Raw genomic sequence first — 15,490 nt, 5'->3', positions numbered from 1 at the left:
ATCGGGCCGGCGGGCTGCGGCGCGCTTGGATCCACCATCGCGCGGATCGCATCCTCAGGACGCGGCGCTCACTGCTCCTCCAGCTCGGCCGATCCGGCCCACAGGTTCAGGTGGCCGTCGCGGGCGTGCTGGTCGATCGCGGCCAGCTCGTCGTCGCCGAACTCGAGCCCGTCCAGCGCCCCCAGCGAGTCCTCCAGCTGGGCGACCGAGCTGGCGCCGATCAGGGCACTGGTCACCCGCGGGTCGCGCAGGGTCCAGGCGATCGCCATCTGGGCCAGCGACTGCCCGCGGCCGCGGGCGATCGCGTCGAGCGCCCGCACGTGCTCCAGGTTCTCCCGCGAGAGGTGGCCGGGCAGCAGCGAGCTGTCGCGGCTGGCCCGCGAGCCCTCCGGCACGCCGTCCAGGTACTTGTCGGTCAGCAGCCCCTGGGCCAGCGGGCTGAAGGCGATGCAGCCGATGCCCTCCTCGGCCAGCGCGTCGAGCAGCTCGCGCTCGATCCAGCGGTTGAGCAGCGAGTACGAGGGCTGGTGGATCAGCAGCGGCGTCCCCAGCTCGGCCAGGATCTGGGCCGCCTCGCGGGTCCGCTCCGGTGAGTAGGAGGAGATCCCCACGTACAGCGCCTTGCCCTGCTGGACCGCGCTGTGGAGCGCGCCGCAGGTCTCCTCCAGCGGGGTCTCGGGGTCGAAGCGGTGGCTGTAGAAGACGTCGACGTAGTCGAGCCCGATCCGGCGCAGCGACTGGTCGAGGCTGGCCAGCAGGTACTTGCGCGAGCCGCGGTCGCCGTAGGGGCCGGGCCACATGTCCCAGCCGGCCTTGCTGCTGATCACCAGCTCGTCGCGGTAGGGCCGCAGGTCCTCGCGCAGGATTCGGCCGAAGTTGGCCTCGGCGCTGCCGTAGGGCGGGCCGTAGTTGTTCGCCAGGTCGAAGTGGGTGACGCCGAGGTCGAAGGCGCGGCGGACGATCGCCCGCTGGCCGTCGAGCGGCCGGTCGTCGCCGAAGTTGTGCCACAGCCCGAGCGCGATCGCCGGCAGCAGCAGCCCGCTGGCGCCGCAGCGGCGGTACGGCATCCGGCCGTCGTAGCGATTGGGGTCGGCGCGGTGCGGGTCGTGGATCGGGGCGGGGCCATGCGCTCCATCATCGCGCCGCGGGCCGGGCGCGGGTCATCCGTTGGCGGCCCGCCGCTATCGTGGCCGCGGTGCGCAGCCTGGCCCTCTTGGTGTTCGTCGTCGGGGCCGGGACGCTCGGCGCCGAGATGGCGGCGGCGCGGCTGCTGGCGCCGTACTTCGGCGACTCGACGCTGATCTGGGCGAACACGATCGGCGTCGTCCTCGTCTCGCTCTCGGCCGGCTACTGGCTGGGCGGGCGGTTCGCCGACCGCCACCCCGAGGAGCAGCGGCTGCGGCTGCTGGTGCTGGTGGCGGCCGGGCTGATCGCGGCGATCCCGCTGGTCAGCGGCCCCTTCCTGCACCTGGCGGTGCGGGCCTTCGACCAGATCGACGCCGGCGCCTTCGTCGGCTCGATGCTGGGGATGCTGGGCCTGATCGCGGTCCCGCTGGTGCTGATCGGGGCGGTCTCGCCGTGGGCGCTGCGGCTGGCCGTCGGCGACGTCGAGCACGCCGGCCGGGTGGCCGGGCGGCTGTCGGCGATCGGCACCGCCGGCAGCCTGGTCGGGACCTGGATCTCGTCGCTGCTGCTGATCCCGTTCGTCGGCACCCAGCGGACCTTCCTGATCCTGGCGCTGGCGATCGCGCTGGTGGCCGCGCTCGGGCTGCCGCGGCGGGCGCTGCTGGCGCCGGCGGCGATCGCGGCCCTGCTGGCGCTGCCGCCCGGGGTCACGAAGCCGGCCGAGAGCGGCGACCGGGTGCTGGACGAGGCCGAGACGCCCTACCAGTACGCGCGGATCGTCGAGCACCGGACCGCCGAGGGGGAAGGCATCCCCCCCACCCTGCCGGCGGCGACCGAGCGGCGGCTGGAGCTGAACGAGGGCCAGGCGATCCACTCGGTCTGGCGGGCCGACACCGTCCTGACCGGCAACTACTGGGACGCCTACCTGGTGCTGCCGTTCGCGGTCGCCGACGCCCCGCCGGCGCGGGTGGCGATGCTCGGCAACGCCGGCGGCACGGTCGGCCGGGCGCTGCTCCACTACTTCCCGCGGACGACCGTCGACGGGGTCGAGATCGACGGCAAGGTCTCCGAGCTGGGCCGCAAGTGGCTGGGGATGCCGCGCGGGCCGCGGATGAACGTGATCACCGAGGACGCGCGGCCGTTCCTGCGCGGGGCCGCCGACCGCGGACGCGACGCCGCGAAGCGCTACGACGTGATCGGGATCGACGCCTACCGCCAGCCGTACATCCCCTTCTACCTGACGACCAGGGAGTTCTTCGCGCTCGCCGGCGACCGGCTGACGGCGCGCGGCTCGGTGATCGTCAACGTCGGCCACCCCGAGGACAGCGACGCGCTGGAGAAGGCGCTCTCGGCGACCCTGCGGACGACCTTCCCGACCGTCCTCAGCTACCGGATGACCGACACCAACACGCTGCTGGTGGCGACCCGGCTGCCGGCCTCGGCCCCCCGCCTGCGGGCCGCGATCCCGACCCTGCCCGGCGAGCTGCGGCCGATCGCCGCCCGCGCCGCCGGGCGGCTGGTCGAGGCGCCCCGCGGCGGCCCGGTCTACACGGACGACAAGGCCCCGGTCGAGTGGCTGGTGGACGGGTCGATCGTGCAGTACGCGGTCGGCGACTGACGACCATCCGGGTCAGATCGAGGGCAGCAGCGCCGCCTCCAGCTCCTCCAGGTAGGCGTCCAGGTCGAGGTCGGCCGCGCCGCGGCGGGCCAGCTGGGCCATCCCCAGGTAGGCGCTGTAGGCCAGCCGCGCGCGCGAGCGGGCGCGGGCCGGCGCCAACCCGAGGTCGGCGAAGGCGCGCTCCAGCAGCGCTAGCCGGCGGGCGGTGGCGCGCTCCAGCACCGCCGCCACGTCGGGGTCGTCGTCGGCGGCCATCAGCTTGGTGATCACCGTCGGCTGCAGCTCGACGACCGCCAGCCGCAGCAGCCCCTGCAGCCGCTCGCGGGGGTCGGCGACGGCGTCGAAGCGGGCCGACTGATCGACCACGAACCGCTGCTCCCAGCGCTCCAGCGCCGCCCGCAGCAGCGCCCGCCGGTCGGCGAAGTGGTGGTAGAAGCCGCCCTTGCTGACGCCGAGCCGGCGGGCGACCGGCTCGACCGCCAGCCCGGCGACCCCGACGGCCTCGATCGTGTCGAGGGCGGCCTCGATCCAGGCGTCGGGGGTGGTCCGTGTCGGGCGACCGGGGCGGCTCACACCACGATCGTCGCCGGTTCGCCGATCGTCAGCCAGCGGACGTGGTCGCGGACGGCCGGCGGGGCGGCGGCGAAGACCGGCTCGGCGCGGTCGCGGTTCTGGCGGAAGTGCTTCCAGCCCTCGTAGTGGATCGGGAGGATCGTCTCCGGCGCCAGCAGCCCGGCCAGCTCGACGCCCTCCTCGGCGGTCATCGTGAAGCGCAGCGGTCCGGTGACCGGGAACTTGACCCCGCCGAGGTGGAGGATTGCCGTGCCGACGTCGAAGCGGTCGGCCACCTGGCGGACCCCGTCGTAGAGGACGGTGTCGCCGGAGATCCACAGCACCCCGTGCTGCTGGCCCTCCCAGCGCAGCGCGAACCCGATCACCTCGCCGACGATCGGCTTCATGCCGGGCGGTCCGTGGCGGCAGGGGGTGGCGGTGATCTCGATCGTCGGCCGGCCCTCGGCCTCCAGCCGCGTGGTCTGCCAGTCGGCCAGGCCGGTCGTCTCCAGCCCCGCCAGCCGCTTGGCCCCGGGGACGGTGGTGATCGTGCGCCCGACGCTCGGCAGCATCGCCCGGCCGGCGGGGTCGAGGTTGTCGCCGTGGTGGTCGTGGCTGAGCAGGACGGCGTCGATCCGGCCGAGGTCGGCGACCGAGAGCGCCGGCCCGGCGAGCTTCCGGGAGACCGTGCCCCAGCCGAAGAAGTAGCGCTTGCCCGGCGGGTCGAAGGTCGGATCGGTCAGCAGCCGCCAGCCGCCGATCTCGATCAGCGCGGTCGGTCCGCCGACGTGGGTGATCCGTACCGGTGGTGCGGTCATGCGGTGCTCCTCCCCGAAGGAACAAGATTCATACGGTGGCGTACAAAATACCAGCGGCCGCGGCCGTCGTGGGAACGGTCGGACCGGTCACCGAACGGTGACCCGGCGTGCGACCGGCGCGCTAGTGTCGGCCCGCGTGGCGATCGAGTGGACGGAGGCGGGCGTGCAGCACGATTCGACGGTCGAAGCGGTCCTCGAGCAGGTGGCCGAGGGGACGGACGGACGCCGCGACGCGCTCTCCGCTCTCGCGCGCGAGTACCTGCGGCGGGAGGCGGCCGGCGGCGACGTGCTCGACCCCGAGGCCGAGGCGGCCGCGGTCCGCGGACTGCTGGCGCTGGCCGACGGCCGCGGCGGGGCGGCCGCCGCCGTCCGCGCCTTCACCCCCAACGCGCGCGAGCACGGCTACGAGACCACCGGCAGCGTGCTCGAGACGAACGCCCCCGACCAGCCGTTCCTGGTCGACACGATCACCGAGCAGGTGCGGGCCCACGGGCTCGAGCCGCGGGTGGTCCGGCACCCGGTCGTCGGCGTCGTCCGCGACGCGCGCCAGCGGGTGGTCCGGATCACGACGATCGGCGAGGACGACGACGCCCGGCCGGAGTCGCTGATCCACATCGAGCTCGACCGGCGGCTGACGCCCGAGGAGGTCGCGCGGCTGGAGGACGCCGTCCGCGGCGCGCTCTCCGACGCGCGGCGGGTGGTCGACGACTTCGAGCCGCTGCGCGCGCGGCTCGCGGAGATCTCGGCCGCGGTCGCCGCCGAGGGCGACGGCGTTGCCTTCGACCGAGTCGGCAACGGCGGCGAGGCCCCCGAGTCGCCGGACGAAGCGCCGGACGAGGACCCCGACGAGGTCGCCGCCTTCCTCGACTGGCTGGTCGAGGACAACGCCGTGCTGCTCGGCGCCGCCGACCACGACCTCGAGCGCGGCGACGTCGTGCCCGGCAGCGCGCTCGGGCTGCTGGCGCCCGACCAGCCGCGCCACGGCGGCCGCGACCCGATCGAGCCGCCGGCCGACGGCACCCTCGAGCGGCTGCGGTCCGGCGACCTGATCAGCATCGGCCACACCGTCGCGCTCTCGCCGGTCCACCGCCGGGCGCGGATGGAGGACGTCGCCGTCCGCGGCGTCGGCGAGGACGGCCGCCCGCTGCTGCGGCGGCTGGTGCTGCTGGTCGCGTCGCGGGCCTACGCCGCCCCGGCCAGCGAGACCCCGCTGCTGCGCGGCACGCTCCACCGGATCCTCCGCGACGAGCAGGTGCTGCCCGGGTCGCACGACTGGAAGGCGATCGTCGCGCTCTTCGACAGCTTCCCCAAGGACGAGCTGTTCGCGCTGCCGGCGGCCGACCTGCGGCGGACGCTGATGGGCTTCGTCGACCTCGGTCCCGGGCGGGTCGCGCTGCGGGCGCGGGTGGCGGCCGACGGACGGACCGCGACGGTCGTGGTGGCGATCCCGCGCAGTTCCTACGACGCCTCGGTCCGCGACGCGCTGCGCGAGCTGGCCCAGCGCGAGTTCGGCACCGACCGGGTCGCGACCCACGAGGTCCTGCGCGAGGGCGACCACGCCTACCTGCACCTGCAGCTCTACGACCCCGAGGGGCTCGACGACGTCCGCGCCGAGGCGCTGGAGCAGGCCGCGGCGCGGCTGGCGCGCAGCTGGGACGACCGCCTGCGCGAGGCGCTGGTCGCCCGCGGCGGCGAGGAGCGGGGGCGGGTGCTGGCCGCGCGCTGGGCGGGCCGGCTGCCGGGCCAGTACAAGGCCGGCGTCGACCCGGTGGCGGCGGTCCACGACGTCGAGGCGCTGGAGGAGCTGACCACCAGCGGCCGCGATCTGCTGGTGGCGCTGAAGCACGAGCCGGCCGAGGAGCGGGCCGACGGCCGTGCGGTGACCGCCTCCGAGGGGATGACGCGGGTCGCGTTCGTCGTCCACGGGGCGAAGGTCGAGCTGTCGCGGGCGATGCCGATCCTCGAGCACCTGGGCCTGCACGTGGTCGAGGAGCGGCCGACGCCGCTGCGCTCCGGCGAGGAGCTGTGGATCCAGGACTTCGGCGTGCTCGGGCCCGACGGCCGGCCGCTCGACCTCGACGACTGCGGCGACCGGGTGGCGGCGGCGATCACCGCGGCCTGGCGCCAGGAGACCGAGTCCGACTCGCTCAACCGGCTGGTGGTGGTGACCCCGATGGGCCACGAGCGGCTGGAGGTGCTGCGGGCCTACCGCCGCTACCGCCAGCGGATCGGCTCGCGCTTCACCGAGGGCTACCAGAACGACGTGATCGTCCAGCACGCGGCGATCACCGAGAAGCTGGTGCGGCTGTTCGAGCTGCGCTTCGGCGCCGACGACCCAGCCGCGCCGCGCGACGAGGCGGCCGAGCAGGCGCTGAAGGAGGAGATCCTCCACGACCTCGACGACGTGCCCTCGCTCGACCACGACCGGATCCTGCGCAACCAGCTGCAGATGATCGAGGCGACCTACCGCACCAACGCCTACCGGCCCGGCCGCGGCGCGCTGGCCTTCAAGCTCAAGAGCGCCGAGGTGCCGGCGATCCCGCACCCGACGCCGCTGTGGGAGATCTACGTCCACGGGCTCGACGTCGAGGGGATCCACCTGCGCGGCGGGATGATCGCCCGCGGCGGCCTGCGGTGGTCCGACCGGATGGACTACCGGACCGAGGTCCTGGGCCTGATGCGGGCCCAGATGGTCAAGAACGCGGTGATCGTGCCGGCCGGGGCGAAGGGCGGGTTCCTGCTCCGCGGGCGGGCCGCGGCGGCGACCGACCCGGGCGAGCGGCGCGACGCCGTCCGCCGCGGCTACGTCGACTTCATCAGCGCGCTGCTCGACGTCACCGACGATCTCCACGACGGCCAGGTCGTCCATCCCGACGGCGTGCGGGTGCTCGACGGCGACGACCAGTACCTGGTGGTGGCCGCCGACAAGGGCACGGCGACCTTCTCCGACACCGCCAACGAGATCGCCGTCGGCCGCGGCTTCTGGCTCGGCGACGCGTTCGCCTCGGGCGGCTCGGCCGGGTACGACCACAAGGTCCTCGGGATCACCGCCCGCGGCGCCTGGGAGTCGGTCAAGCGGCACTTCCTGGAGGTCGGCGTCGACCCCGAGCGCGACCCGATCACCGCCGTCGGGATCGGCGACATGTCGGGCGACGTCTTCGGCAACGGGATGCTGCTGTCGCGCTCGCTGCGGCTGATCGCGGCCTACGACCACCGCCACGTCTTCGTCGACCCCGACCCGCAGGACGCCGAGGCCTCGTGGCGCGAGCGCCAGCGGCTGTTCGAGCTCGGCCGCTCCAGCTGGGACGACTACGACCGCGAGCTGATCAGCGCCGGCGGCGGCGTCTTCCCGCGGACGGCGAAGCGGGTGCCGATCAGCGAGCAGATGCGGGCCGCGCTAGCGATCGAGGACGAGGAGCTGCCGCCGAGCGAGCTGATCCGGGCGGTCCTGCGGGCCCCGGTCGACCTGCTCTGGAACGGCGGCATCGGCACCGTCGTCAAGGCCTCGTACGAGCGCGACGCCGACGCCGAGGACCGGGCCTCGGACAGCATCCGGGTCGACGCCCGCGACCTCCGCGCGCGGGTCGTGGGGGAGGGCGGGAACCTCGGCTTCACCCAGGCCGCGCGGATCGAGTTCGCCACCGCCGGCGGGGCGATCAACGCCGACTTCATCGACAACTCGGCCGGCGTCGACTCCTCCGACCACGAGGTCAACCTGAAGATCCTGCTCGACAGCGCCGTCCGCCGCGAGCTGCTGAGCGCCGAGGAGCGCAACCGGCTGCTGGCCGACGTCACCGACGAGGTGGTCGAGCACGTGCTGGCCAACAGCTTCGCCCAGGCGCGGGTGCTGACCCAGGAGCAGCGGCGGGCCGGCGACCGGACCCAGGCGGCCGAGGAGCTGATGAGCGCGCTCGAGGAGGAGGGCCAGCTCGACCGGGCGACGCTCGGGCTGCCGACGGCCGACGAGCTGAGCGACCGCCGCGCCGCCGGCCACGGGCTGACCCGGCCCGAGCTGTCGGTGCTGGTGGCGGCGGCCAAGATCAGCACCACCAAGGCGCTGCTCGACTCGCCCTATCCCGACGAGCCGGCGCTGCTCGACGACCTCCGCGGCTACTTCCCGCGGGTCTTCGGCGAGCGCTGCGGCGAGCTGCTCGGCGAGCACCCGCTGCGGCGCGAGCTGGTCGCGACGCTGGCCGCCAACGAGGTCGTCAACACGATGGGGCCGACCTTCGTCGCCCGCCGCGCGGCGGAGTTCGCGATCCCGCCCTCGCGGGTCGTGCGGGCCTACCGGGTGGCGGTGGCGGCGACCGACGCCCGCGGGCTGTGGGACGCCCTCGACGAGCTGGAGGGGGTCGAGCCGGACGTCGCCTGGGGGCTGCGGGCCGAGGTGGTGGCGCTGATCCGGGCCACCAGCCGCTGGCACGTCGCCCACCCGGCGGCCGACCTGGAGGCGACGATCGCCGCCCACCGCGACGGCACCCGGGCGATCCGCGAGCAGCTCGACGCGCTGGTCCCGAGCGATCGCCGCCGCGAGCGGGTCGAGCAGGCGGTCGAGGCGGGCGTGCCGGAGCAGCTGGCGGGGGCGATCGCCGCCGGCCGCGCGCTGCTGCTCTCCCCGCACGTGATCGACGGCGCGCGCGAGATCGAGCGGCCGGTGCTCGACGTGGCGGTGGCGACCCTCTGCACCGAGCGGCTGCTGGGGCTGGAGCCGCTGCAGCAGACGATCGACGGGCTGCCGCTGCCCAACCGGATGGTGCGGTGGGCGACCCAGGCGCTGCGCGACGACCTCTTCGAGGCACGGGCCACGATCGCCCGCAGCGCGCTGCGCGACGACCCGCAGGCCGAGCCGGTGGCGGCGGTCGAGGCGTTCCTCGACGACCGCGCGGCGACGGTCGGCCGGCTGCGCTCCTACCTGCGCGAGCTGACGCCCGAGGTCCGCGGCTCGGCGGCGGGCAGCGCGGTCGCGGCGCCGGTGCTGGCGGTGCGGCAGATCGAGGCGATCGCCGAGGCGCGGCCCGACGGCGCCTGATCAGCCGCCGTCGCCCAGCTCCTTGGCCAGCATCGCCACGCCCTTGCCGCTGGCGCCGACCCGTCGCTCCAGCTCGACGTAGCCGCGGTCGCGGTGGAACGCGAGCGAGACCGGGTTCGGCGGGTCGCTGTCGACCTCGCAGAGCATCCGGCCGCGGGGGCGGGCGATCCGCTCGGCCTCGTCGTAGAGCAGCGTGCCGACGCCACGACGGCGGGCGTCGGCGGCGACCGCGATCCGGTCCAGGTAGAGGAAGCGGTCGTAGCGCTGCGCGAACCAGCGGTAGTGGTCGCTGTCGTAGGCGCTGCCGTCGGGCAGGGCGAGCGCGAAGGCGACCACCGGCGCGTCGTCGGCCGGGCCGTCGACGACCACCAGCGGGGCGCTCGCGAGGCCGGCGATCCAGGCCAGCCGGTCGCCGTCGAGCGGGCTCAGCACGGCGACCGAGTCGGCGTTGAGGGCCAGCACCGTGGGGTGGTCGGCGGCGGTCATCGGGCGCACCCGCAGGGCGCCCTCGGGGCGGGCCACGGCGGTCAGTGGGCGCCGCCGCCGGAGGAGACGGCCGGTGGCCGCGACTCCTCGGCCAGCGAGGTGATCACCAGCGGGCCCTGGGCCGAGGACTCGAGCACGGCCGAGGCCTCCTCCTGCGAGCGGGCGTAGAGCTCGACCAGCAGGTGGACGACGATCCGGTCGTCGTCGTGGGTGTGGAAGCGGACGTGGCTGAAGAACTCCTGCGTGCCCGGGTCGCCGAGGGCGGCGAAGCTGAGCGCGTCGCCCGACTCGGGGCCGGAGCAGGTCTCGACCTCGTCGGCGGGCACGGTGACGGTGCACGACGCGACCCACGGCGTGCCCATCACCAGCCGCTCCCAGCGCTCGTCGTCGGCCACCAGGCGGCCGTCGCGGAAGAGCATGTGCGGCTGGTCGTGCATGCAGTCGAGGCACTGCACGACCGCCTCCTGGTGCTCCTCGACCGCGTGGACGGGGGTGCCGGTGGCGGCGTCGATCCGGTGGATGCCGTCGTAGTGGACGTGCAGCTCGAGCGCGGTCGACCAGCAGCGGTAGCAGCGCATCCACGGCAGCGGCGGGTGGGCGGTGCTCTCCGACATGCCGCAATCGTACGCGCCGGCGGCCGCGCAGCCCGGTCCGCGTCGCCGGCGCCGCCGTTGTGACCCGGGCCCGTCCCCCGGCGACGGCCCGGTCGCTACGCTGCGCCGGTGCGTCGCCGCGTCGTCACCGGACTGCTTGCCCTGCTCGCCGCCGCGATGGTCGTGCTGGCGATCCGCTCGTGGACGACCGACGAGCGCGACCGGGCCCGGGCCGCCGTCGAGCGGTTCGGGGCGGCGGTCGCGGCCAAGGACTACGGGGCGATCTGCCAGGGCCTGCTGGCCAGCCGCCTGAAGCAGAGCCTGGAGTCGGTCGGGCTGCCGTGCGAGGAGGCGCTGCGCCAGGGCCTGGGCAGCGTCCGCCAGCCGCGGCTGACGGTCGACAGCGTGGTCGTGGTCGACGATCGCGCGAGTGCGGCGGTCCATACCGGCGCGGCCGGCCAGCCGGCCTCGCGCGACGTGATCCAGCTGCGCAAGGAGACCGGCGAGTGGCGGATCACCGCGCTCGGCGCGCCCGGTCGCGAGACCGCCGGCGCGGGGACGACCGGCAGCGGCACCACGGCGACGACCACCACCCCGCTGCCGCCCGGCAGCCGGGGCAGCGGCGCGATCGTCCCGCCGGCGCTCGACCCGGACGCGCCGGCGAACGGGGCGGTCACCACCCCGGCCGGCCCGGTCAGCGCCGCCGAGCGGCGCCGGATCGAGCGCCGCAAGGCCCGCCAGCGGCGGCTGGAGCGCGAGGCGCGGCGGGCGCAGGCGAACCGCGGGGAGTAGGGAGGGGGCGCCCGCCCCGCCCCGCCCCGCCCCGCCCCGCCGAGCGTCAGTCCTCGCGGTCGGCGGCGGCCGGCTCGGCGAGGGCCTGCGGCGGGTGCTTGCGGCCGCGGTGGATCGTCTCGAAGACCACCGAGGCGATCGTCAGCACGACGACGCCGATGATCAGCAGGTCGATGTGGCCCTCGATCCAGGTGGCGGTCGACTCGGGCAGGACCGAGGCGGCCAGGTAGCCGATCAGGACCAGGCCGGTGCACCAGGCGACCGCGCCGAGGATCGACCAGATCACGAAGACCCGGCGGTCCATGCTGACGGCGCCGGCGACGACCGCGGCGAAGGTGCGGACGATCGGCACGAAGCGGGCCAGGAAGATCGTCAGCGGGCCGTACTTCTCGAAGAACGCGTGCGAGCGGGTCAGGTGCTCCTTGCGGAACAGCCGTGAGTTCTCGCGGGTGAACAGCGCCGGTCCGGCCCGGTGCCCGATCTCGTAGCCGACCAGGTTGCCGGCGATCGCCGCCAACGGGATCGCCACCAGCATCAGCCACAGCGGATCGCCGTTCGGGCTCAACTTGGCCAGGATGCCGGCGCTGAAGAGCAGCGTGTCGCCGGGGAGGAAGAAGCCGATCAGCAGCCCCGTCTCCGCGAAGACGATGATCAGGATCGCGATCAGGCCGTACTCGTTGAAGATGTGGCGCGGGCTCAGCCAATCCGGCATGAGGGCGAGCGGCGTCGCGAGATCGGCCAGCAGATGCGTCAGCACGCGCGAGAGGGTACCGATGGCGGATGAGCGGAGTCTGAACGCGCCAGGGCGGCGCTCCGCCGCGCCCGATCAGGCGGCGTCGGGGCGGGCGTAGCGCGACCAGATGTCGTTGCACGCCTCGCAGGTGTCCTCGGGGATCACGCCGAGCCGCATCAGCCCGGCGAAGATCGTGCAGCCGACGCAGATCGCGAAGACCGACTCGAGCGTCGCGAAGACCACCATCAGCCCCAGCAGGACGTTGGCGAACGCGGTCCAGCCGAGGGCCAGGCCGCCGATCGCGGCGACGGTGGTGACGACGGCGCCGATCGACTGCGCGAACCGCTTCGGCGGGCCGGGCACCCGCTTCGGCTCGCCCAGCCGCGGGGCGATCACGTTCATCGCCAGCCGCCCGAGCGGGCTGAGGGTCGGGCCGGTCAGCGCGCGGGCGATGAAGCCGTAGGCGATCGGGATCAGCAGCCACTGCCAGCCGGTCGCGAGCGCGAGGATGCTGGCGAGGGCGACCACCCCGGCCACCACCCGTGCCGCCTTCTCGTTGACGGGATTGGGAAAGCTGAAGACCCCGGCCATGGACCGATGGTACGCGATCGTCCGGAAAACCTGATCGGGATTGCGTGTCTAGTTGCGAACGGCGGCGCGCAGGGTCGCCTCGCGGTCGCCGCCGGGGAGCGGGACGATCGCCGGCTCGGTGGCGCCCGCGTCGCGCATCCGGGCGACCGCGGCGGCGACGGCGTCGGGGTCGCCGATCCCGGCCAGCGCGTCGAGCAGCCGGTCGGCGGCGGCGTCGCGACGGGTGGGATCGGCGTCGGGATCGGTGGCGGCGGCGCGCTCCTCGGCCAGGCCGGCGCGGTCGAGCAGGTCGGCGTAGCTGCCCAGCTGGAGGTAGCCGCGCAGGCCCTCGCGGGCGGCGTCGCGGACGCCGTCGGGCTCGCCGCCGGTGGCCCCGCCGACGGCGGCGACGATCGCGAACCCCTCGACCGGCTTGCCGGCGGCCGCGCGCCCGGCCCGGACGGCGGGCACGACGACGTCGCGGACGTAGCCGGGCGGGGCCAGCCACAGAAGGACCCCGTCGGCGACCGCGGCGGCGGCCTCGATCGCGTCGGGGTGGAGGACGCCGGCGTAGAGCGGCAGGTCGGGGGCGGCGGGCAGCCCGCGGAGCCGGAAGCTCGTCCGCCAGCGCTCGCCCGCCGGGGCCTGCTCGCCGTCGAGGATCGCCCGCACGATCCGCAGGTACTCGGGCAGCTCGGCCCGCGGGTCGCCCGGCTCCTGCCCGTGCCAGCGCTCGACGATCGGCCCCGTGCTGGTGCCGAGCCCGAGCCGCGCCCGGCCGCCGGAGACCGCGTGCAGCGTGGCGGCGGTCTGGGCCATCGTCGCCGGCGTGCGGCTGTGGATCGGCACCACGGCGGTCCCGAGCGCGATCCGCTCGCTCCGCTGCGACCAGGCGGCCAGCAGCGTCAGCGACTCGGCGCCGGCGACGTGCTCGACGTAGGCGGCGTCGTAGCCGAGATCCTCGGCCAGCCGCAGGCGGTCGACCGAGCGCGCGAACGAGCGACCGGCGGAGAGGAAGCAGCCGAGGGCCATCGGCCGAGCCTACGGGGACGGATAGCCTGCCGGACGATGCCGGCCCCCCGGACCGCCCGCGCCCGACCACGACCCGGGCTCGTCGACGTCCGTCCACCGCGACCGGCGGCGCTGCTGGGGGCGGCGGCCGCGGTGCCGCTGGGGGCCGCGGTGACGTTGGCCGCGGTGCTGCTGCCGGCAGGCGGACGGGCCGCGTTGGGTGTGGTCCTGGCGGTGATCGGCTTCGGGGCCTGGGCGGTGCGCCAACGGTCGGTGGCCAAGCGGATGGGGGCGCCGCTGATCGCCATGGTCGCAGCGACGGCCGGCGCCGCCGGCCTGACGCTGCTGGCCGCGACCGTGATCGCAGAGCTGCGTCCCGACGGCGGGCCGAGCGAGACCGTGGCCCTGGACGGTCTGCTCGCGATCGTGCCGCCGCTCGCGCTGCTGGGCCTGCTCGTATGGTTGGGCGTCGATCGGCGGTGGCTCGGCGGACGTAAGGACCACACGTTGCCGAAAGCCCACACGATCGCGATCGGGACGCTGCTGGGGCTGGTCGTGGCGGTCGCGATCGGGTGGATCGGCGGCGGCCCGCGCGACGGCACGGATTTCGGGGAGGGTCGCGACGCCTCGCTGATCGCGACCGTCGTCGTGGCGGTCGTGCTCACCGTCGCCGCCGTGCTAGCCACGCTGCGCGGGGGCGGAGGAACGGCGGGTTCGGCCCCGGGTCGATCGAGCGCGTGGTCTGCCGTCGCCGACGTGCTGGCGGTCGCGGCGCTCGTGCTGCTCCTCCTGCTGGGCGTGGGCGACGTGAGCGGCATCGTCGGATCGCTCCACGACCTGGTGCCCGGCGGGGGCTACGGCACGGCCCCGGCGCTGCTGGTGGCCGGGGCAGGCACGGTTGCCAGCGTCAGCGCGGCGGTGCTGCTGGTGGCGCGGTGGCGGAGTGGCGCCGCGGTCCCGCTGGTCGCCGTGGTGACGCTGCTGTTCGTCGCGACCGTGCCGACCTTCCCGGACGATCGCTCTGCCGGGGTCCTGCTGGTCGAGCTGCTGCCGGCCCTGCTGCTGGTGGGCGTTGCGGTCGCGCTGCGGTGGCCACCGGCGGGTGTCCGACGGCGGCTCCCGGGCGGCGTGCGGCCGGCGGGCGCGTGGGCATTGGCGCCGCTGGTGGTCGCGGCCGTGCTCGTCGCCCTCTGGCTGCGCCCGCTCGTCGAGGACGCGGGTCCGCGGGTCGCGCTGCAGACGCTGCTCCTGGTCGTGGTCGCGCTGGTCGCCCTGCGCGCGCCGGGCGGACCGGCGCAGGTGGCGACCATGGCGCTGCTGGCCGCCCTCGTCGTGGCCTGGCCGTGGACCGCCGTCTTCGACCCGGCGCTCGGTGACCTTGGGCAGGACGGGACGACGCAGGCCGAACCGGCCTCCACGCTCGGCGAGCTGTTGGTCGCGGTCGGGCCACTGGTGCTGCTGGCGCCGATCGTCGCCACGCTCGTGCGGCGCGCACGGTCGGGCGTGGTCGACGGGTTGGCCGCAGCGGCCGGCGCTGTTGGGGTCTCCTACGGGCTGATGGCGCTGATCGTCGGGCTACCGCTGACGGCCGCGGACGGGATCGGGACTGGGCTGATCACGATCCAGCCGCTGGTCACGACGTCGTTCGCAGTCGGGCTGGGCCTCGCCGCGTTGGTCGGTCCGGGGCGGGCGGTGCCACGGCTGCAGGTCGCGGCTGCCTCTGCGCTCCTGGTGGCGGCTGCGGCGCTGCTCGGCATCCGCGTCCTGATGGCGTCGGACGAGCCGACCATCGAGGCCGCTCGTACGGGGATCGCAGCCGCCGGCGGACTGGCGTTGCTGGCCGCGACGCTGCTGGCAGCCTCGACCGCCCGTCGGGCGTCGCCGTGGGCGGCCTTCGCCGCGACGGTGGCCACGGCTGCGGGGGCGCTAATGGTTGCGGCGGGGACGGTCGAGACCACCGGTCACGACCTGTTGGCGCCGGGCCCGGTCGATCTGCTCTACGGCGCCGACGTCAGCAGCGGTGTGCTCCAGCACGCCCGCCCCGGCTGGCCGATCCTGCTGGCCGTGCTCGGGGCGATGCTGGTGGCGGTGGCGACGATCCTCGAGCGGTCGCGGCCGGCGCCGGCGGGGGCGGCGGTCCGGGTCAGGCCCGGACGCCGCTAG

12 protein-coding genes are annotated in these 15,490 nt (G+C 75.2%); 4 read left to right on the top strand and 8 right to left on the bottom strand.

The window, feature by feature from the left end:
- Positions 1–68: 68 nt before the first annotated feature.
- On the bottom strand, positions 69–1,112 hold the full coding sequence (mgrA, locus tag SH587_RS06065; RefSeq protein WP_320669821.1) for an L-glyceraldehyde 3-phosphate reductase: 1,044 nt from the start codon (positions 1,110–1,112) through the stop codon (positions 69–71).
- Positions 1,113–1,195: 83 nt separating this feature from the next.
- On the opposite strand from mgrA, the gene SH587_RS06060 reads away from it, so the two are divergent.
- On the top strand, positions 1,196–2,743 hold the full coding sequence (locus SH587_RS06060; protein WP_320669682.1) for a spermidine synthase: 1,548 nt from the start codon (positions 1,196–1,198) through the stop codon (positions 2,741–2,743).
- 12 nt (positions 2,744–2,755) lie between these two features.
- On the opposite strand, the gene SH587_RS06055 is transcribed toward SH587_RS06060, so the two are convergent.
- A complete protein-coding gene (locus SH587_RS06055) occupies positions 2,756–3,316 on the bottom strand; it encodes a TetR/AcrR family transcriptional regulator (protein WP_320669681.1) in 561 nt (186 codons plus the stop codon).
- Entirely contained in the window at positions 3,313–4,113 is an 801-nt protein-coding gene (locus tag SH587_RS06050; protein WP_320669680.1) for an MBL fold metallo-hydrolase, read from the bottom strand. Before SH587_RS06050 ends, SH587_RS06055 begins: the two co-directional genes overlap by 4 nt.
- A gap of 163 nt (positions 4,114–4,276) precedes the next feature.
- Here SH587_RS06050 and SH587_RS06045 point away from each other — a divergent pair, with 163 nt between their 5' ends.
- Positions 4,277–9,142: an NAD-glutamate dehydrogenase domain-containing protein gene (locus SH587_RS06045; protein WP_320669679.1), complete on the top strand. Its 4,866-nt coding sequence runs from the start codon at positions 4,277–4,279 to the stop codon at positions 9,140–9,142.
- On the opposite strand, the gene SH587_RS06040 is transcribed toward SH587_RS06045, so the two are convergent.
- Both SH587_RS06040 and SH587_RS06035 read right to left on the bottom strand, forming a co-directional pair.
- Positions 9,143–9,664 carry a GNAT family N-acetyltransferase gene (locus SH587_RS06040; protein ID WP_320669678.1) on the bottom strand — a complete coding sequence of 174 codons (522 nt, stop codon included), beginning with the start codon at positions 9,662–9,664 and terminating at the stop codon, positions 9,143–9,145.
- 5 nt (positions 9,665–9,669) lie between these two features.
- Entirely contained in the window at positions 9,670–10,242 is a 573-nt protein-coding gene (locus SH587_RS06035; protein ID WP_320669677.1) for a hypothetical protein, read from the bottom strand.
- Between the two features lie 108 nt (positions 10,243–10,350).
- Between SH587_RS06035 and SH587_RS06030 the strand changes: the two genes are divergently transcribed.
- Complete coding sequence (locus SH587_RS06030; protein ID WP_320669676.1) at positions 10,351–11,013, top strand: hypothetical protein; 663 nt, start codon at positions 10,351–10,353, stop codon at positions 11,011–11,013.
- A 46-nt stretch (positions 11,014–11,059) separates the two neighbouring features.
- Here the strand turns inward: SH587_RS06030 and SH587_RS06025 are convergent, their stop codons facing one another.
- The 3 genes from SH587_RS06025 to SH587_RS06015 all read right to left on the bottom strand — a co-directional run bounded on the left by SH587_RS06025 (position 11,060) and on the right by SH587_RS06015 (position 13,348).
- Positions 11,060–11,725 (bottom strand): DedA family protein, encoded by a 666-nt coding sequence (locus tag SH587_RS06025; RefSeq protein ID WP_445974774.1) that lies wholly within the window; start codon positions 11,723–11,725, stop codon positions 11,060–11,062.
- Between the two features lie 114 nt (positions 11,726–11,839).
- Entirely contained in the window at positions 11,840–12,337 is a 498-nt protein-coding gene (locus tag SH587_RS06020) for a DUF4395 domain-containing protein (protein WP_320669674.1), read from the bottom strand.
- 48 nt (positions 12,338–12,385) lie between these two features.
- A complete protein-coding gene (locus tag SH587_RS06015; RefSeq protein WP_320669673.1) occupies positions 12,386–13,348 on the bottom strand; it encodes an LLM class flavin-dependent oxidoreductase in 963 nt (320 codons plus the stop codon).
- A 36-nt stretch (positions 13,349–13,384) separates the two neighbouring features.
- On the opposite strand from SH587_RS06015, the gene SH587_RS06010 reads away from it, so the two are divergent.
- Positions 13,385–15,490, top strand: coding sequence for a hypothetical protein (locus SH587_RS06010; RefSeq protein ID WP_320669672.1), 2,106 nt, complete (start codon positions 13,385–13,387; stop codon positions 15,488–15,490).

The organism is Patulibacter defluvii (assembly GCF_034096925.1).
Lineage (GTDB): Bacteria > Actinomycetota > Thermoleophilia > Solirubrobacterales > Solirubrobacteraceae > Patulibacter > Patulibacter defluvii.
This window is presented reverse-complemented; position numbering and strand designations above follow the sequence as displayed.

Coding starts and splice junctions, on each gene's coding strand:
- SH587_RS06050 (WP_320669680.1), bottom strand. CDS start 4,113: ATGACCGCACCACCGGTACGGATCACCCACGTCGGCGGACCGACCGCG.
- SH587_RS06035 (WP_320669677.1), bottom strand. CDS start 10,242: ATGTCGGAGAGCACCGCCCACCCGCCGCTGCCGTGGATGCGCTGCTAC.
- SH587_RS06025 (WP_445974774.1), bottom strand. CDS start 11,725: ATGCCGGATTGGCTGAGCCCGCGCCACATCTTCAACGAGTACGGCCTG.
- SH587_RS06020 (WP_320669674.1), bottom strand. CDS start 12,337: ATGGCCGGGGTCTTCAGCTTTCCCAATCCCGTCAACGAGAAGGCGGCA.
- SH587_RS06015 (WP_320669673.1), bottom strand. CDS start 13,348: ATGGCCCTCGGCTGCTTCCTCTCCGCCGGTCGCTCGTTCGCGCGCTCG.
- SH587_RS06010 (WP_320669672.1), top strand. CDS start 13,385: ATGCCGGCCCCCCGGACCGCCCGCGCCCGACCACGACCCGGGCTCGTC.